At 59.2% G+C, this 17,552-nt stretch carries 14 protein-coding genes; 10 read left to right on the top strand and 4 right to left on the bottom strand.

Annotation, left to right across the window (positions count from 1 at the left end):
- Nucleotides 1–10: 10 nt before the first annotated feature.
- The 3 genes from DFP86_RS06450 to DFP86_RS06440 all read left to right on the top strand — a co-directional run bounded on the left by DFP86_RS06450 (nt 11) and on the right by DFP86_RS06440 (nt 2,451).
- Nucleotides 11–205, top strand: a complete 195-nt coding sequence (locus DFP86_RS06450) for a hypothetical protein (RefSeq protein WP_133679337.1) — start codon at nt 11–13, stop codon at nt 203–205.
- A gap of 120 nt (nt 206–325) precedes the next feature.
- Nucleotides 326–1,582: an ATP-grasp domain-containing protein gene (locus DFP86_RS06445; RefSeq protein ID WP_133679335.1), complete on the top strand. Its 1,257-nt coding sequence runs from the start codon at nt 326–328 to the stop codon at nt 1,580–1,582.
- A 2-nt stretch (nt 1,583–1,584) separates the two neighbouring features.
- Nucleotides 1,585–2,451 carry a hypothetical protein gene (locus DFP86_RS06440; RefSeq protein WP_133679333.1) on the top strand — a complete coding sequence of 289 codons (867 nt, stop codon included), beginning with the start codon at nt 1,585–1,587 and terminating at the stop codon, nt 2,449–2,451.
- On the opposite strand, the gene DFP86_RS06435 is transcribed toward DFP86_RS06440, so the two are convergent.
- Together DFP86_RS06435 and DFP86_RS06430 are read right to left on the bottom strand one after the other, a co-directional pair.
- Complete coding sequence (locus DFP86_RS06435) at nt 2,448–3,464, bottom strand: nucleoid-associated protein (protein WP_133679331.1); 1,017 nt, start codon at nt 3,462–3,464, stop codon at nt 2,448–2,450. The two genes, DFP86_RS06440 and DFP86_RS06435, sit on opposite strands and share 4 nt — an antisense overlap.
- A 77-nt stretch (nt 3,465–3,541) precedes the next feature.
- On the bottom strand, nt 3,542–4,288 hold the full coding sequence (locus DFP86_RS06430) for a peptide deformylase (protein ID WP_133679329.1): 747 nt from the start codon (nt 4,286–4,288) through the stop codon (nt 3,542–3,544).
- Between the two features lie 120 nt (nt 4,289–4,408).
- Between DFP86_RS06430 and DFP86_RS06425 the strand changes: the two genes are divergently transcribed.
- The 4 genes from DFP86_RS06425 (at nt 4,409) to DFP86_RS06410 (ending at nt 9,614) form a co-directional block, all read left to right on the top strand.
- A complete protein-coding gene (locus DFP86_RS06425) occupies nt 4,409–6,106 on the top strand; it encodes a sensor histidine kinase (RefSeq protein WP_133679327.1) in 1,698 nt (565 codons plus the stop codon).
- The gene (gene btsR, locus DFP86_RS06420; RefSeq protein WP_133679325.1) at nt 6,103–6,825 is read left to right on the top strand and encodes a two-component system response regulator BtsR; all 723 of its coding nucleotides are present in this window, start codon (nt 6,103–6,105) and stop codon (nt 6,823–6,825) included. The genes DFP86_RS06425 and btsR overlap by 4 nt, the downstream gene beginning before the upstream one ends.
- A 138-nt stretch (nt 6,826–6,963) precedes the next feature.
- Nucleotides 6,964–8,769 (top strand): carbon starvation CstA family protein, encoded by a 1,806-nt coding sequence (locus DFP86_RS06415; RefSeq protein ID WP_133679323.1) that lies wholly within the window; start codon nt 6,964–6,966, stop codon nt 8,767–8,769.
- Nucleotides 8,770–8,882: 113 nt separating this feature from the next.
- Complete coding sequence (locus DFP86_RS06410) at nt 8,883–9,614, top strand: substrate-binding periplasmic protein (RefSeq protein ID WP_133679321.1); 732 nt, start codon at nt 8,883–8,885, stop codon at nt 9,612–9,614.
- A 100-nt stretch (nt 9,615–9,714) separates the two neighbouring features.
- On the opposite strand, the gene DFP86_RS06405 is transcribed toward DFP86_RS06410, so the two are convergent.
- Both DFP86_RS06405 and DFP86_RS06400 read right to left on the bottom strand, forming a co-directional pair.
- On the bottom strand, nt 9,715–11,112 hold the full coding sequence (locus DFP86_RS06405) for an L-serine ammonia-lyase (protein WP_133679319.1): 1,398 nt from the start codon (nt 11,110–11,112) through the stop codon (nt 9,715–9,717).
- A gap of 57 nt (nt 11,113–11,169) precedes the next feature.
- Nucleotides 11,170–12,474 carry a serine/threonine transporter gene (locus DFP86_RS06400; protein ID WP_133679317.1) on the bottom strand — a complete coding sequence of 435 codons (1,305 nt, stop codon included), beginning with the start codon at nt 12,472–12,474 and terminating at the stop codon, nt 11,170–11,172.
- A gap of 719 nt (nt 12,475–13,193) precedes the next feature.
- Between DFP86_RS06400 and pflB the strand changes: the two genes are divergently transcribed.
- The 3 genes from pflB (at nt 13,194) to DFP86_RS06385 (ending at nt 17,523) form a co-directional block, all read left to right on the top strand.
- Nucleotides 13,194–15,452 carry a formate C-acetyltransferase gene (gene pflB, locus DFP86_RS06395; RefSeq protein ID WP_133679315.1) on the top strand — a complete coding sequence of 753 codons (2,259 nt, stop codon included), beginning with the start codon at nt 13,194–13,196 and terminating at the stop codon, nt 15,450–15,452.
- 66 nt (nt 15,453–15,518) lie between these two features.
- A complete protein-coding gene (gene pflA, locus DFP86_RS06390) occupies nt 15,519–16,271 on the top strand; it encodes a pyruvate formate-lyase-activating protein (RefSeq protein WP_133679313.1) in 753 nt (250 codons plus the stop codon).
- Between the two features lie 46 nt (nt 16,272–16,317).
- Complete coding sequence (locus DFP86_RS06385) at nt 16,318–17,523, top strand: acetate/propionate family kinase (RefSeq protein ID WP_133679311.1); 1,206 nt, start codon at nt 16,318–16,320, stop codon at nt 17,521–17,523.
- Nucleotides 17,524–17,552 lie beyond the last annotated feature (29 nt).

The raw sequence follows: 17,552 nt of genomic DNA, 5'->3' as shown, positions 1-17,552 counted from the left end.
GGAGACCATCATGAGCAAACCGTGCAAGCTAGGCTCGCCCCACTCCTCGCAGCGCAGCGAATTGCGCCGCGTGTTGCTGTCGGATGGGCATTGCTGTTTCACACCTCAAGTCCAACGCCGCCGACGGCGCACTCGCCCTGTACGGCCACAAGCGATGCTAGTCCTGCTTGCGATGATCATCCTGCTGCAAGCGGTGATTTATTGAAATATGCAATCGCTTTGTAATTCGATCCCATTTTATCAAACCGCTCGTCCATCTCCGCTTTCCGCACAATACCGGATTGCATCCGGCGAGCGACGAATTTAACTTTCAATAATAAATATTATGCATGAAATACAATTAAAACCATCCAGTGCGAATGAGAGCAGCAAGACCATATTGATTATCGACCCCATCTCATCCTGCCAGTACCTTTCAGACAGTTTCAAAAAACACAAAATCAGGACTATCGCATTATTTACCAAGCCGTTGAATAAAATCGACGAATACATGAGGCCTGACGAAAATTTCTTCGATAAGCAGATTTTCGTCGAAATGAAAAATGCGCAGGATATCGCGCCTATTGTCAAACATCCTGAATTATCGAGTACCCGCTTCGATTTCATCATTAACGGCAACGAAGCGTCGACCGCCATTACCGACAGAGTCGTTGGCGTGCTTCTGCCGGATTACGCCAACAATCCGGATACCTCCCATTTTCGCTCATGTAAATGGTCCATGCAGGAGGCGCTGAAAAAAGCAGGCTTACCTCATATCGAACAGCGTCTGCTATCGCCGGCATCGATAGACGGTATCAACGATTTGCCGTTGGCGTACCCGGTCTTTTGCAAGCCGCTGGGTGGATGCGGCAGCATGGGGGTTTTTCGCGCTGAAAAATTCGACGATATCCGTCAATATTTCAAAGCCAACCCAACCGGCGCAGAGTATCTGGCGCAACGACTCATCGATGGCGTCGAATACATCGTCGACGCAGTGAGTATCGATGGCGTGCACTATATCAGCTGTGTTTTTCAATCCCTCAAGATGGACTTCAATGGCACCCCGCTGTACCGTCAAACCAGAGTCATCGACACCCCTGAAATCTGGTCGCGGCTGGCCCGGCAGGCCAAAGAGACGTTGACCGCCTTGGAAGTCAAAAACGGCTTTACTCATAACGAATTCATGCAGGCAGCCGACGGTACCCTCTATCTCTTGGAGTGCAACAACAGAAACAGCGGCGGCAAAGGGGTATTGAGCATCGCGGCCAGCGCGTGCGGCTTCAAGTCATACGACCGCCTGTTGCGGGACCATTTGCATGGAAGTCTCGTTGAGAGCGCATTTTCGGACAAGCAAGGCTACGCAACGATTCTGGCCATTTACAAGACAAACCGAATGCACGCGCCTGAACGATTCACGGAAATCGTCGGTGCAATGCCCGGCATCAAGCACATCACCATGCTGGGTAACGACACGACATATGACGCCAGCCATAAATTAAGTTTGTGCGATGCCTTCAGTTTTATTGTGGTACAGGATGAAGATTGCAATAGATTGAAAGAAACAGCGAATTGTATTTTTGAATTGGAAAATTTGCCAGATTAATTATGATTCACATCGCTATCTATATTTTACTGACCGTTTTTTCTTCGATCATGGTGTTCCAGACAGCGGGGCACCTTTCCTATGAATTGCTGGTATTGCTTTGCACTTCATTTGCAATTGTATTTTTTCACATCGCCAACAAGAAAAACATCATTTCTGTTTATAGAAAATTACTCACGTCACACAGGCGTTTGTATTTCTTGCTGATGGCGAGCATTCTTGTCATATGGATGGGGTATTTTGCCGGTGCTCATTACATCACCCCAAATTTTTTCGCCTTTCTATTCATGGGGCTTGGGGCACTATTTAGTAGCATTGCCACCTATCGCACCAAAAAAAGCGCAATAAACATTGCAATCATCGCGTTGATTGCGCTCTCTATTTTTTTATTTTACTGCTATATTTTCAGCGCTTTCCCCATCAAAGCAGCACTTGGCATATTTGCCTTCTCCATTTTATTGGGTTACTGCAATTACCTTTACGCTCACACCTCGCAAAGTCTGGCCATCGAATCGGGAATCGATGCCAGCCAAATTCTAGCCGTTCGGTTTTGGCTTATGTTCGCGGTGTCCTTGGCGATCGTAGTATACGAAAAACAGTATATCGATTTAATTTCGACGCCAAATACAATTTTTTATACGTTTCTACTGGCCATAGCGACATTCATTGCTCCTATTTATTTTTATCAGAAGAGCATTCTAAAAATAGGCGCAGATCGGACTTTGCTACTTTGCGGACTGATCCCGTTCTCCATCTTCATCGCCGAATACGCGATTGGGCTGAAGCTGCAAACCACCTGGGTGCTCGGCGCGCTGAGCGCACTGTTGGCATGCGCCACAGTCTTGCGCCTCTTCACGCCGCGCAGTTAAGCGCCGACATCCCTCTGGCGAAGCGCCAACGTCAGCGTTAGCCCACCTTCGCCATCGGCGCTGGAATGAATGTTCTTCAGCGTGATGCCCGCCGGCAGCAATACACTGATGCCATGGCCGACGCCGTATTTGGACAACGTCCGTTCCAGCCGTTTGGCCATGCCGGCGCCAGGCAAGGTGTCATGGTCGTCGCGCCGCACGCCGCAGGACTCGGCGGCGGCGTCGAAAGCCTGCGTCGCCTGCTCCCAGGGCACGAACTTTTCGGCCACCGCCATCACCTGTCCGGACGACACCGTCTGGCTTTCCTCGCACAACGCGAGGCACGCCTCCTTGAACTGAGCCTGTTGCATCGGGTCGTCGATATCGGTGCTGATCTGTTGCACGGCGCTGGCCATCATGCGGCTTTTCGACACGGCGTCCGGCACGCGCATGGCCTTGAGAAAATCGTCCAGCCAGAACTTGGCCTGCTGCCCCTGGCGATCGACTGCGTACACGATCGGGCCGTTCTCCAGGATCAGCGCCCCCTTGTCGATCAGCCGCGGGTTGATCCCGCTGGCGTGGCGAATGTCGAAAACATCGCCGGACTCGACCACGCTGAGGAAGTCCTCGCGGATCTCGGCCTTGAATACGCCCAGCGCCCGCACGTTGCGCTCACCGTCCGACAGCCCGTCGAACAGGATCACGAACAGGTCGCCGGCACTGATATTGGGATGCACCGAGCGCGCGTACAGATGGCGCGCGATGCGTTGCGACACTTCGAGAAAATCCAGCTCGCCGTTGAAAAACTGGCGCGAGTAGCAATAGATCTCGTTGAGCTTGAGGTCGGTCTCATGAAAGAACTGGTACTTCTTCTTGTCCGAAACGATCCCCTTGAGGTAGCCGTTGAGCAGCAGACCGGACACCGCCTCGTCGACCGCGGGGGTGCGATCGGACAACTGCAGCACCTCGCCGCGCGATTGATTGCCCACCCGGTGCACCGCCAGGCGCGCCACGCTGGAGTCGTCAAGCAACATATGCCGTATCCCTTCATTGAATCGAAGCCGAATTATTCCCGTGCCGGCGCGCTAAGGCAACCGCCGCGCCGCACAAATCAGCGCAGCCTAACGGCCAGGATCGACTGCATGCCCAGCAAGGTCGCATCGGGTACTTCGCCGAGCGCCTGGGCCAGACGTGTCGGATCGAAGACCACCGACTCGCCGTCGCGATCGAACACCATGATCGGTTCGATACCGGTCTCGACTCGGCCGCCGGCCTGCCGGCGCGCCGCTTCTTCCTGCAGCAGCCTGGCGATGGCCGACTGCTGTTCTGCGCTGCAATCGGCAAAGATTCTTTGCAGAAACACCACGCCCCGCAGGTGATCGTGCTCATGCTGGACGATATGCGCCTCGAAGCCGGTGCATTCCCGCTCCTGCACCATGCCGTCCTGGGTCTGGTAGCGCACTCGTACCGTGCGGTGACGTCGCACCTTGCCGCGGATCGGTCCCGCCACGCTCAAGCATCCTTCGCCAGACTCCGGGAAATAGGTTTCCGCGCCGTAGCTCAGGATCTCGGGATTGATCATCAGGATGGCGGGAGGCAACGTTGCATCGGGATAGCGCAAGCGTGCGGCCTCCCGCACCGCCTCGTCGTCGGTGCCCGCCCAGAAAATCGCCACTGGCGCCGCAATGGCGGCGCTTTGATTGCAGGCGATGCCGACGCCGCCGGTCGAGCACTGCGCGTTTTGCAAGATGGCGGAATATTCGTCGAGCCGCCCGGCCTGATCGAAATCGACCGGAGGCGGTGGCGTGTGGAGGATCGGGTCGCCGATTTGGCGAATAGCGAGTCGTGCCGTTGCCATGGTGCGTTTGCTCCTTTATCTCAGGACTTGTCGATGGGGTAAATAACTTGAACAGAAGGTGGCTAACATGACAACATCACCGTAGAAATCCGCATACCCCGGATTGGTACCGGAACCAAGATGCTTGCCTACCAACTGACCGAAATCTTGTTGCTCATGCAGCAGATGTGCGTTTACCTGGTGATCGCCTATCTGTTGAGCAAGACACCGCTATTCGCCCCACTGGCTGCCGGTTCCTCTCGCCTGCAGCACAAGGTGGTGTGCTACTTGGTGTTCTCCGCATTTTGCATCATGGGCACCTATTTCGGCTTCCACATTAACGATTCCATCGCCAACACGCGCGCGACCGGCGCCGTGCTCGGCGGCATCCTGGGCGGGCCGTTGGTCGGCTTCGCGGTGGGCCTGACCGGCGGCATCCATCGTTACACCCTGGGCGGCTTCTCGGCCTTCGCCTGCATGGTCTCGACCGTGGCGGAAGGGCTGCTCGGCGGCCTGGTGCACAGTTACCTGTTCCGCGCCGGTCGGCGCGAGCGGCTGTTCAACCCTTGGGTCGTCGCCGCCACCGCCTTCTGTGCCGAAGTGATGCAGATGCTGATCATCTTGCTGTTGGCACATCCGTTCGGCGCCGCGCTCGATCTGGTTCGGCACATCGCGCTGCCGATGACCATCGCCAATTCGGTCGGCGCCGGCATGTTCATGCGCATTCTGCTCGACCGGCGCGTGATCATCGAGAAGTACTCCAGCAGTTTCTCCAGCAAAGCGCTGAAAATCGCCGCGCGCGCCGAGGGGATGCTGCGTCAGGGCTTCAATCAAGAAAACAGCATGCGCGTGGCGCGCATCATCTACGAAGAACTGGGCGTGGGCGCGGTGGCGATGACCGACCGCGAGAAATTGCTGGCCTTCATCGGCATCGGCGACGACCATCATCTGCCCGGCCAAGCGATCACTTCGCCGCACACGCACCGCGCCATCGCCGAAAACCAAGTGGTGTTCGCCGACGGCGACGAGGTGCCGTACCAATGCTCGATCTCGCCGCATTGCCGCCTGGGCTCGACCCTGGTGATCCCGTTGCGCGGCGAAAGCGACCGCGTCATCGGCACCATCAAGCTCTACGAACCGCGCAATAAGCTGATCTCGGCCATCAACCTGACATTGGGCGAAGGCATCGCCCGGCTGCTATCGACCCAGATTCTGGCCGGCCGGTTCGAGGCACAGCATCAACTGCTGGCGCAGACCGAACTGAAGCTGCTGCATGCCCAGGTCAATCCGCATTTCCTATTCAATGCGCTCAACACGCTCTCGGCGGTCATTCGGCGCGATCCGGAACGAGCGCGCCAGTTGGTGCAGCACCTCTCGACCTTCTTCCGCAAGAACCTCAAGCGGCAGACCGAGGAAGTCACGCTGGCAGACGAGATCGAGCACGTGAACGCTTATCTGCAGATCCAGCAGGCTCGCTTCGGCGATCAATTGCAGGTCGACTTCGCCTTCGACGATGCCACCCTCGACACCTGGTTGCCGGCCTTCTCGCTGCAACCGATCGTGGAAAACGCCGTCAAGCACGGCACCTCGCAGTTGCTCGGGCCGGGCAGGCTGGCCATCGGCTCGGCCATCCAGAACGGCGGATTGACGATTTGGGTCGAGGACAATGCCGGCCTGTACCAACCCAGCGCCAACCGGGATGGGTTGGGCATGAACCTGGTCGACCGGCGTATCAAGGCGCGTTTCGGCACGCCCTACGGTCTTTCGGTATCGTGCGAAGCAGGGGTGCTCACCCGGGTGTCGCTGCATCTGCCTCTGCAGACGGAGAACGTGGCATGAACGTACTGATTGTCGACGACGAGCCGCTGGCGCGCGAAGAGCTGCGCGTGCAATTGAGCGCCGAAACGGACATCGCGGTGATCGGCGAGTGCGCCAACGCCATCGAGGCCATTGCCGCCATCCATCGCCACAAACCGGATGTGGTGTTTCTCGATATCCAGATGCCGCGCATCAGCGGACTGGAAATGTTGGGCATGCTCGACCCGGAGCATGCGCCGCACATCGTGTTCCTCACCGCCTATGAAGACTATGCGCTCAAGGCATTCGAGGAAAACGCCTTCGACTACCTGCTCAAGCCGTCCGAACCGGCGCGTCTGACCAAAACGCTCGACCGCCTGCGCAAGGCGCTCGGTACGCGCCAAACGCCGGAATGGCTGGCGCCGGGGCAGGCGCTCAGCTACATCCCCTGCCAAGGCGCCGGCAAAATCCTGCTACTCAAGCTTCCCGACATCGAATATGTCGGCTCGCGCGCGAGCGGCGTTTATGTCGTCGACCGTGCCGGCATCGAGCACTTCACCGAGTTGACCCTACGTACGCTCGAGGAAAGGTCGCCACTGGTGCGCTGCCACCGCCAATACCTAGTCAATCTGGATGCCGTGACGGAAATCCGCCTGACCGAAGGCGGCGCCGCCGATATCGTGGTACGCAACGGTCAGCTCATCCCGGTCAGCCGGCGCTACCTCAAACCGCTCAAGCAGCGAGTGGGCATGAGCGACTAAGATCGCCCGGCATCGTTCCCAACCTCTCACCCCCGGCTTTCGACCGTTCATCGCCCCCGGCTGCCTCTTACCGATTACGCGCTTGAGCCCCCACACCAGCGCGCTAGAGTTTATGCGAGATCATCCAGGGAGCTTCTAATGAACCACGCCATCACCTTTGTGATTGCCACCCTGTGCATCCTTGCCATCTGCTACCGTTTCTACGGTGTGTTCTTCACGCGCAAGGTGCTGGGCTGCCAAGACAATCAATCCACCCCCTCCCACGAGCTCGCGGACGGCAAGAACTACGTCCCGACTCGCAAGTGGGTCAACTTCGGTCAACACTTCGCGGCCATCGCCGCCGCTGGCCCCTTGGTCGGCCCGGTGCTCGCCGCGCAATTCGGCTATCTGCCCAGTTTCTTGTGGCTGTTGATCGGCGCCGTCGTCGGCGGCGCGGTACACGATACCGTCGTGCTGTTCGCTTCGATGAAGCATCAAGGCAAGTCGCTTTCCGAAGTCGCCAAATCCGAGCTCGGCCCAGTGGCCGGCTGGTGTACCGGGCTCGCCATGCTGTTCATCATCACCATCACCATGGCGGGTCTGTCGATGGTGGTGGTACATGCGCTGGAACGTAATCCATGGGGCACCTTCGCGGTGTTCATGACCATTCCGATCGCCATCTGCCTCGGCCTATACGAAAAATTCGTCGGCCCGAGCAAGCTCGCCACCTACGTCGGCATCGGCGCCATCATGGCCTGTGTGCTGATCGGCCCGCACATTCAAGGCACCCTCCTTGGCGACTGGCTGACGCTGCATACCCAGACCGTTTCGCTGGCGCTGCCGATCTACGCCTTTTTCGCCACGGCGCTGCCGGTATGGATGCTGCTGACGCCGCGCGGTTATCTGTCGAGTTTTATGAAAATCGGCGTTTTCGGCGCACTGGTGATCGGCGTGGTCTTCATCAACCCGACTATCCAGTTTCCGGCGCTGACGCAGTTCATCCACGGCGGCGGTCCGGTGATCAGCGGCCCGGTCTGGCCGTTCATCTCGATCACCATCGCCTGTGGCGCGATCTCCGGCTTCCACGCCTTCATCGGCTCCGGCACCACGCCCAAGTTGGTGGATAACTGGAAGGATCTGCTGCCGGTCGGCTTCGGCGCCATGCTGGCCGAGTGCGTGGTGGGCGTCATGGCATTGATTGCCGCCACCTCGCTGCATCCGGCCGACTATTTCGCGATCAACGCCACCCCGGCGGCCTTCGGCCATCTCGGCATGAGCGTGGTCGATCTGCCGCGCCTGAGCCAGGAGATCGGGCTGGATTTGTATGGACGTACCGGCGGTGCCGTCACTCTGGCGGTGGGCATGTCGGCCATCTTCACCCGCGTGAGTTGGTTCTCCAGCCTGGCGTCGTATTTCTTCCAGTTCGTGGTGATGTTCGAAGCGGTCTTCATTCTGACGGCCGTCGACTCAGGCACCCGCGTGGCCCGCTACTTGATCCAGGATTTCGGCGGGGACTTTTACGCGCCGCTCAAGCGTATCGACTGGCTGCCCGGCGCGATCGGCGCCAGCGTGCTGGCCTGTGCGCTGTGGGGCTATCTGCTGATGTCCGGCGACATCAACTCGGTCTGGGCCCTGTTCGGCGTCTCCAACCAGTTGATGGCTTCCATCGGCCTGATCATCGGCGCCACCGTCATTCTGCGCCTGTCGCACAACAAGGCCTATATGCTGACCTGCCTGGTACCGCTGGCTTATCTATACGTAACCGTCAATTATGCCGGCTACTGGATGGTGACCCACGTCTACCTGAACCCGGCCGCCAAGGGCTATAGCCTGTTCAACGCGGGCATCTCCATCATCATGCTGGTGCTTGGCCTGGTGATCCTGCTCTCGGCGCTGAGCAAGTGGAAGCAACTGTTGGCACGCGCCCCGCAGGCTCTGGCGCTATCGCCAGCCCGCGCGGCTTGATCCTGCGCGCTGGGCGGCGGAGGTAGCGCCGTCCAGCGCGTCAGTGGAAAAAACTGCAATCGCCGGCGCCTCCGGCTACACTAGCGCATCAGAATAATAAGCCTGGGGGCGACATGGCGGGCCGATGCACATGGACGTTGGGTTTACTGTTCCTGGCGCAAACGGGCTGGGCACAGACGATCACCGTCGAATACCGCGACAAACCACCCTATACCTACAGCCAGAATGGCAAACCCGCCGGCTTCCTCATGCAGCGTCTTATCGCCATCCTGCAGCAGGCCGACATCCGCGCGACTTATAGCGAAATCCCTGCCAAACGCATCATCCACGACCTACAAGACGACAAACTGGCAATCTGCTCGCCCGGTTGGTACAAGATCCCCGAGCGCGAAGCTTTCGCCCGCTTCTCACGACCGATCCATCAGGACAAACCGCATATCGTAGTGGCGAACCGCCAGGTGGCGGATCAACTGCGCGCCTTCAAGAGCTTGAAGCGCCTGTTGGCCGACCCCGACTTCAAGTTGGGCAAAGTCTTCGGTGTCTCGTATGGTCCGGTGCTGGATGCGATGATCGCCTCGGCGAACCAGGCCGTCACCGACTCGGTGGTCACGCCGGACGGGTTGGCGCATATGGTGGCCCAACATCGCGCCGACTATATGCTGATGGATCAGGAGGACTACCAGTATCTACGTCAAGCGAACCTGCTCGATTCGGACAAAATCGCGACGCTGACGTATCCGGACATGCCGCCCGGGCTGAAGCGCTACATCCTGTGCAGCCGGCATGTCAGCCCGGCCACCATGCGCCGCATCGACGCAGCCATACAGACGATGCAATCGGAGTAGGAGCGGCAGTAGGGTGCGTTTGCGAAGCAACGCACCAACCACCACCGGCAATGGCGGATTGCCTTCGGCGAATCCACCCTACGCCCCCTACGGCAGGCTCCTACGCCGTCGCTGGCACGCGCACGGGTTGAATCGGAATGACCTTCTCGTCCGGAACCAGTTGCCGCGCCAAGCCGCCGCACGAGGTTTCGCGGTATTTCGAATTCATATCCTTGCCGGTCTCGTACATGGCGGCGATCACCTTGTCGAGCGATACCTTCGGCCGGCTGGATCGGTGCAGCGCCATGCGCGCGGCGTTGATGGCCTTCACCGCCGCAATGGCATTGCGCTCGACGCAGGGAATTTGCACCTGACCGCCGACCGGGTCGCAGGTCAGTCCCAGGTTATGTTCCATGGCGATTTCCGCCGCCATGCACACTTGCTCGGGACTGCCGCCCATCAACTCGGTCAGACCGGCAGCGGCCATCGAGCAGGCTACGCCGATCTCGCCCTGGCAACCGACCTCCGCGCCGGAAATCGAGGCATTGAGCTTGAACAGACAACCGATGGCGCCGGAGGACAGGAAGAAACGCAAAGTGCTGTCTTCGTCCAGCGGTTTGATGAAGTGATCGTAATAAGCCAACACCGCCGGCACCACGCCGCAGGCGCCATTGGTCGGCGCGGTCACCACGCGCCCCCCGGCGGCATTTTCTTCCGCCATGGCCATCGCATACATATTGACCCAGTCGAGCACGCACATCGGATCGTTGGCCAGGTTGAGATTGCTGCCCAGCATGCGGTGCAGTGCCGGCGCGCGACGCGGAATATGCATCGGACCGGGTAGATTACCCTCGGTGCGCATGCCGCGTTCCATGCTGGACGACATCACATCCCACACGCGGCGGAAATGCGCCCGCACCGCCTCGTCGCTACGCACCGCCCGTTCGTTCTCCATCACCAGCGCGGCGATCGACAAGCCACTGGCGTTGCACATGTCGATCATTTCCTGGGCATTCAGGAAGTGGTACGGCACCTCGACGCTACTGCACAGACTCTGGTTGAAATGCTCGGCCTCGACGATGAAACCGCCGCCGATCGAATAGTAGGTCTTGGACAACAATGGCGTATCGCCGACGAAGGCATGAATCTGCATACCGTTTTCGTGCAGTGGCAGATTGTCCGCGATAAAGTCCAACGAGAAATCGACCGGCTGTCGTTCCGGCCCCAGCAGCATGCCCCCGGTACGCGTCACCTCGTCGACCACGCGCGCCATGCCATCGATATCGGCATTCTCCGGAAGACTGCCGGTCAAGCCCATGATAATGGCGCTATCGGTGCAGTGGCCTTTGCCGGTCAACGCCAGCGAGCCGTAGCACTCGACACGCACACGCGTGGTGGCGCCAAACCGCCCGGTGGCGCGCAACGCCGACAGGAACTCGAAGCCGGCCTTCATCGGGCCGACGGTATGGGAGCTGGAGGGGCCAACGCCGATTTTGTAGATGTCTACCATGCTGAACATGATGCATTCCCTTTAACGACACGCCTGCCCCGTCCGGTTGGGCGGGGCGCCAAATCATCAGACAAATAGTTTGTAGAAAATTGCCGTCATGGCAATCAGCCCAATCGCCGTCACGAACAAATTGCTCGGCGCGCCGGCATAGCGGCGCATCGCCGGCACCTTGTGGATCGCATACATCGGCATCAGAAACAGCAGCAACGCGATGACCGGTCCGCCCAAGGTTTCGATCATGCCGAGAATGCTCGGATTGAAGGTCGCCACGACCCAACAGGTCAGGATCATGAATACGGCGGTGTAGCGGTCGAGCATTTCGTCGCGCACAGCCTTGCCGCGGCTGCGCAACGCCTTGGCCATCAAACCGTTCATGCCTTCCTTGGCGCCCAGGTAGTGGCCGAGGAACGACTTACTGATGGCGATCATGGCGATGACCGGTGCCACCCATTCGATCAACGGGTTCTGGAAGTGGTTGGCCAGGTAGGACAGGATCGAAATGTTCTGCTGCTTGGCCAGCATCAGATCGGCCGGGCTCAGGCTCAGCACGCAGCTGAACACGAACAGCATCACCGACACCACCATCAGGATATGGGCGCGCAGCAACGTGCGGTTGGCTGCGGCGTCGGTCTGCTGCGGATGCAGACGCTTTTGGTCGACGGCGAACGACGAGATGATCGGCGAATGGTTAAAGGAGAACACCATCACCGGAATCACCAGCCATAGCGTGCGATAGAAACCGCCATGGCTCAGCGCGTCGCCCAGACTGCCGGCCTGGGTAAATATCGCGTTGTTCCAATTGGGAATCAGATAGAACGCCAGCAACATCAGCGCGCAGACGAACGGATAGACCAGGATGCTCATCGCCTTGACGATGAACGCGCCGCCCAGCCGCACGATGGACATCAAGCCCAGGATCAGCGCCAGCGAGAACACGGCGCGCGTCGCCAGGCCGGTGCCGACCTCGATATGCAGTTGATGATTGAGGAAGGACAGCACGGTATTGGTCATCGCCACGCTGTAGACCAGCAGGATCGGATAGATGGCGAAAAAGTACAGCAAGGTGATCAGCTTGCCGGCAGTCAAACCGAAGTGTTCTTCCACCACTTCGGTGATATCGCCGTCGGCGGTCGAGCCGGACAGTACGAAGCGGCTGAGCCCGCGGTGAGCGAAAAAGGTCAGCGGCAGCGCCAGCAGCGCGATGAACAGCAGCGGCCAAAGACCGCCGCTACCCGCGTTGATCGGCAAAAACAGCGTACCGGCACCGATGGCCGTGCCATACAACCCGAGCATCCAGGTGGTGTCCTGGCGCGTCCACGCGCTTCTACGCGGCGGCGACTGTTCAAGGGGAAGCGAAGTTGAACGGGACATGATTGCCCTCTCCTGAGCAAAATAGAATGGTGATCGGGTTATCACTGCGGCCCGTCGGCGGCATCCTTCCTTCCCCCTCTAGGAAAAACGGCCGCGAAGCGCTGACATCCTTCCCCCCGACAACGGGAAAATTTCATGTCAAAGCTTGGGCGCCATTCTATCCAGCTCGTTCACAAACGAATGCAAATTTCGCGGTGTCATTTGACAGTCGTCAAATTATGAAAACAGGGTTTGACGCCATAAATTTTGTTATAAATTCGCAAGTTATAAAACATGACATCATGCAAGCCGCGCATAGTTAATCGTGCTTGTTGCATCGCCGCCCCGGCAAAAGTTCGAAATCGAAGAAAAACGAAATTATTCTCGCGTCCTTTGGGCAAAATCGGCGAAAATTTGATCGTCGGATTTGCCGCAATGCACAAAAATTTGTCGCAAATCTGCAGGACTTCCCACGCTGGCGTTTCGAATCGAATCAGGCCGCCAGTCGTCGCGAAAACTGCCACAAAAGCTGGAAAAGAAAGCAATGATATTGCTAGCAAATCAATGATTTGAACGGAGTTTCATCATCATTGAGGCATCGCCGGCCGGTCGAAAGACCAGGGCAAATAATGCCACCGGCGTGGCAGATGCTTGACCCACATCAAACACGATGTTCGTTTTCGAATTTATATTGGGTTCATAAGGTTACATTTGTTTCGATTTCGAAATTGGAGGCGGTAATGGAAGCCATAACTCGCAGCGCGATTGACGCCGACCCCTGGCACGGTTTTGCCACCGGTAACTGGCAGACCTCGGTCGATGTACGCAACTTCATTCAGCTCAACTACACCCCGTATGTAGGCAATGCGGATTTTCTGGCCCCGGCCACCGAGCGCACCAAGCGCTTGTGGGATAAGTTGGGCGAACTGCTGAAGGAAGAACGCGCACGTGGCGTCCTCGACGTTTCCGCCGACCGCGCCTCCAGCATCACCGCACATGACGCCGGCTACATCGACCAGCAAAGCGAGCTGATCGTCGGCCTGCAGACCGATGCCCCGCTCAAGCGCGCCATCATGCCCAACGGCGGCCTGCGCATGGTCGAAAATGGCCTGGAAGCCTTTGGCTTCAAGCTCGACCCGGTCATCAAGGATATCTGGACCCACTATCGCAAGAGCCACAACCAGGGCGTGTTCGACGTCTACAGCCCGGACATCCTGGCGGCTCGCAAGTCCGGCGTGATCACCGGTCTGCCCGATGCCTATGGCCGCGGCCGCATCATCGGCGACTACCGCCGCGTGGCGCTGTACGGTATCGACTTCTTGAGAAGCGACCGCCTGCGTCAATACAAGGAACTGAACGACGTCACCTTCACCGATGATGTCATGCGTCAACGCGAAGAGCTGTCCGAGCAATTCCGCGCGCTGGAAGAACTGAAGGAAATGGCCGCCAAGTACGGCTGTGACATCGCCCGCCCGGCAGCCAATGCCCGCGAAGCGATTCAGTGGGTGTATTTCGCCTACCTGGCCGCAGTCAAGGAACAAAACGGCGCCGCCATGTCGTTCGGCCGCGTCTCCACCTTCCTCGACGTCTACATCCAGCGCGACATCGCCGCCGGTCAACTGACCGAAGTGGAAGCGCAGGAAATGATCGACGACCTGGTGATCAAACTGCGTATCGTGCGCTTCCTGCGCACCCCGGAATACGACCAACTGTTCTCCGGCGACCCGACCTGGGTGACCGAGAGCATCGGCGGCATCGGTGAAGACGGCCGTCCGCTGGTCAGCAAGTCGAGCTTCCGCTTCCTCAATACCCTGTACAACCTGGGCCCGGCACCGGAACCGAACCTGACCGTGTTGTGGTCGACCGAATTGCCGCAGGGCTTCAAGGATTTCTGCGCCAAGGTCTCGATCGACACCAGCTCGATCCAGTACGAAAACGACGACCTGATGCGCCCGCACTGGGGCGACGACTACGGCATCGCCTGCTGCGTCTCCGCCATGCGCATCGGTAAGCAGATGCAGTTCTTCGGCGCGCGCGCCAACCTGGCCAAGGCCATGTTGTACGCCATCAACGGCGGCGTGGACGAGAAGTCCGGCGCGGTCGTGGCCCGCGGTTTCGAACCGATCAAGGGCGACGTGCTGAACTACGACGAAGTGATGGCCCACTTCGATAAGATGATGGATTGGCTGGCCGCCACCTACGTCAAGGCGCTCAACTGCATCCACTACATGCACGACAAGTACGCCTACGAGCGCATCGAAATGGCGCTGCACGACCGCGACATCCTGCGCACCATGGCTTGCGGCATCGCCGGCCTGTCGGTGGCCGCCGACTCGCTGTCCGCCATCAAGTACGCCAAGGTGCACGTGATCCGCAATGAAGAAGGCCTGGCCGTCGACTACAAGATCGAAGGCGAATACCCGGCCTACGGCAACAACGACGACCGCGCCGACAGCATCGCGGTATGGTTGACCGAAACCTTCATGAACAAGATCAAGGCGCAGCCGTACTTCTACCGCAATGCCATGCCGACCCAGTCGGTGCTGACCATCACCTCGAACGTGGTGTACGGCAAGAAGACCGGCAACACCCCGTGCGGCCGCCGTGCCGGCGAACCGTTCGCCCCGGGCGCCAACCCGATGAACGGTCGCGATGTGAAGGGCTTTGTCGCTGCCGGCGCATCGGTCGCCAAGCTGCCTTACGAAGCCGCGCTCGACGGCATCAGCTGGACCGCTTCGGCCACGCCGGACGCACTGGGCCACACCGCGGACGAACGTATCGCCAATATGGCCAACTGCCTGGACGGCTTTGCCGCCGCCGGTGGGTTCCACGTCAACGTCAACGTGTTCAAGCGCGAAACGCTGATCGACGCCATGGAACATCCGGAGCTGTACCCGCAACTGACGATCCGCGTGTCGGGCTATGCGGTGAACTTCGTCAAGTTGACGCGCGAGCAACAACTCGACGTGATTAACCGCACTTTCCACGCCAAGATGTAATATTCAAAGTAAGCACCTGGCCGGGGCCTCGCGCCCCGGCTTTTTTGACTGTTTCGGAACCTGTCCATGAGTACATCTTCCCCAACGCCGCCCATCGGCTATTTGCATTCGACCGAAAGCGGTGCGGGTGTCGACGGTCCGGGCATGCGTTTCGTCTTCTTTACCTCCGGCTGCCAATTCCGCTGCCTGTATTGCCATAATCCCGACACATGGAAGCTGCATCATGGCCGCCAGGTCACCGTGGAGCAGGCATTGGCCGAAGTGGCGCCCTATGCCAAATTCCTCAAGTTCGCCGGCGGGGTCACCATCTCCGGCGGCGAGCCGCTGATGCAAGCCGAATTCGTCGGCGCACTGTTCTCGGCCATCAAGCAAAAATTCGGCTTGCACACTGCGCTCGATACCCAAGGCTTTCTGCACGAAAACATCGATGACGCCTGGCTCGACAACGTCGATCTGGTACTGCTGGACATCAAGCACAGCGATCCGGAGCGCTACCTGGCGCTGACCGGCCAGCCGCTGCAACCGACGCTGGATTTCGCCCGCCGCCTACAAAGGCTCGGCAAGAAAATGTGGATCCGCTACGTGCTGGTACCGGGACTGACGGACGACGATGCGGATATCGAACGGCTGGCGGATTTCGTCGCCGATCTCGGCCCGACGGTCGAACGGGTAGAAGTGCTGCCCTTCCACCAGTTAGGTTCCGACAAATGGAAACAGCTCGGGATGGACTACCAACTGGCCGACACCCCGGTGCCGACCGCCGAGCAAGTGACGCATGCGCGCGCCCTATTCGCGGCACGGGGACTAAAAGTCACCTAAGCCGAAAACGATTCTCATCCGACTTCAACGTTTCAAGGTAGGTAAAATGACGACGGCTACTCCTCTGATTCTGGTCATCAACTGCGGCAGCTCTTCGCTGAAGTTCGCTCTACAACCGGTCGACTCGATCGATCCGATTCTGTCCGGCCTGGCCGAATGCCTGGGTCTGGAAGACGCGCGCATCATCATCAAAGACAGCGACGGCAACAAGACCACGCAAACGCTGAACGGCGGCCGCCACGCCGAAGCCATGGAAGTGCTGACGCGCGACCTGGCCCAACGCGGCCTGCTGGACAAGGTGGCCGCCATCGGCCATCGCATCGTCCACGGCGGCGAACGCTTCACCGCCTCGGCAATCGTCACCGACGACGTCATGGCCGGCATTGAAGAATGCTGCGAACTGGCCCCGCTGCACAACCCGGGCCACCTGGTCGGCATCCGTGCAGCGCAAAAGGCCTTCCCGGGCCTGAAGCAGGTAGTGGTATTCGATACCGCCTTCCACCAGACCATGCAGCCGGCGGTCTACCGCTACGCCGTGCCGAAGCGCTTCTACACCGACTACCATGTGCGCCGCTACGGCATGCACGGCACCAGCTGCCGCTACGTCACCGGCGAGGCGATCCGCGTACTGGATCTCGACCCGGCCGACCACGGCATCATCATCTGCCACCTGGGCAATGGCGCTTCGGCCACCGCCGTCAAGAACGGCCAGTGCGTCGATACCACCATGGGCATGACCCCGCTGGAAGGCCTGATCATGGGCACCCGCTCGGGCGATATCGACCCGGCCGCCGTCACCTACATCGCCCGCCGCGAGAAATTGGATCTGGACGGCATCGACCACCTGCTCAACAAGCAAAGCGGTCTGCTGGGCATTTCCGGTGTTTCGAGCGACTGCCGCGCACTGGAAGAAGCCGCCGTCGCAGGCAACCCGGACGCGCAACTGGCGCTGCAGATGTTCGCTCACCGCCTCTCCCGCCTGATCGGCGGCTTGGCCACCTCGCTCGACCGGCTGGACGCCATCGTGTTCACCGGCGGTATCGGCGAGAACTCCTCGCTGCTGCGCGCCAAGACGCTGGAACATCTGCGCATCTTCGGTTTCAAGCTGGATGCCGCGGCCAACGATGCCGCCATCCGCGGCAAGGCGGGTGTCATCACCGCCGCCGGCAGCCCGGTCGCCGTGGTGGTCAACACCAACGAGGAATGCATGATTGCCCGCGATACCGCCGAACTGGCCGGCATCCAGGCCTGATCGACAGCGTATCCGCAAAGCGAAAGCCG

The organism is Paludibacterium purpuratum (genome assembly GCF_004363805.1).
GTDB lineage: Bacteria > Pseudomonadota > Gammaproteobacteria > Burkholderiales > Chromobacteriaceae > Paludibacterium > Paludibacterium purpuratum.
Note: the sequence above shows the minus strand (reverse complement) of the source record. Positions and strands in the feature narration are given on the sequence as shown.

Coding starts and splice junctions, on each gene's coding strand:
- DFP86_RS06450 (WP_133679337.1), top strand. CDS start 11: ATGAGCAAACCGTGCAAGCTAGGCTCGCCCCACTCCTCGCAGCGCAGC.
- DFP86_RS06445 (WP_133679335.1), top strand. CDS start 326: ATGCATGAAATACAATTAAAACCATCCAGTGCGAATGAGAGCAGCAAG.
- DFP86_RS06440 (WP_133679333.1), top strand. CDS start 1,585: ATGATTCACATCGCTATCTATATTTTACTGACCGTTTTTTCTTCGATC.
- DFP86_RS06435 (WP_133679331.1), bottom strand. CDS start 3,464: ATGTTGCTTGACGACTCCAGCGTGGCGCGCCTGGCGGTGCACCGGGTG.
- DFP86_RS06430 (WP_133679329.1), bottom strand. CDS start 4,288: ATGGCAACGGCACGACTCGCTATTCGCCAAATCGGCGACCCGATCCTC.
- DFP86_RS06425 (WP_133679327.1), top strand. CDS start 4,409: ATGCTTGCCTACCAACTGACCGAAATCTTGTTGCTCATGCAGCAGATG.
- btsR (WP_133679325.1), top strand. CDS start 6,103: ATGAACGTACTGATTGTCGACGACGAGCCGCTGGCGCGCGAAGAGCTG.
- DFP86_RS06415 (WP_133679323.1), top strand. CDS start 6,964: ATGAACCACGCCATCACCTTTGTGATTGCCACCCTGTGCATCCTTGCC.
- DFP86_RS06410 (WP_133679321.1), top strand. CDS start 8,883: ATGGCGGGCCGATGCACATGGACGTTGGGTTTACTGTTCCTGGCGCAA.
- DFP86_RS06405 (WP_133679319.1), bottom strand. CDS start 11,112: ATGTTCAGCATGGTAGACATCTACAAAATCGGCGTTGGCCCCTCCAGC.
- DFP86_RS06400 (WP_133679317.1), bottom strand. CDS start 12,474: ATGTCCCGTTCAACTTCGCTTCCCCTTGAACAGTCGCCGCCGCGTAGA.
- pflB (WP_133679315.1), top strand. CDS start 13,194: ATGGAAGCCATAACTCGCAGCGCGATTGACGCCGACCCCTGGCACGGT.
- pflA (WP_133679313.1), top strand. CDS start 15,519: ATGAGTACATCTTCCCCAACGCCGCCCATCGGCTATTTGCATTCGACC.
- DFP86_RS06385 (WP_133679311.1), top strand. CDS start 16,318: ATGACGACGGCTACTCCTCTGATTCTGGTCATCAACTGCGGCAGCTCT.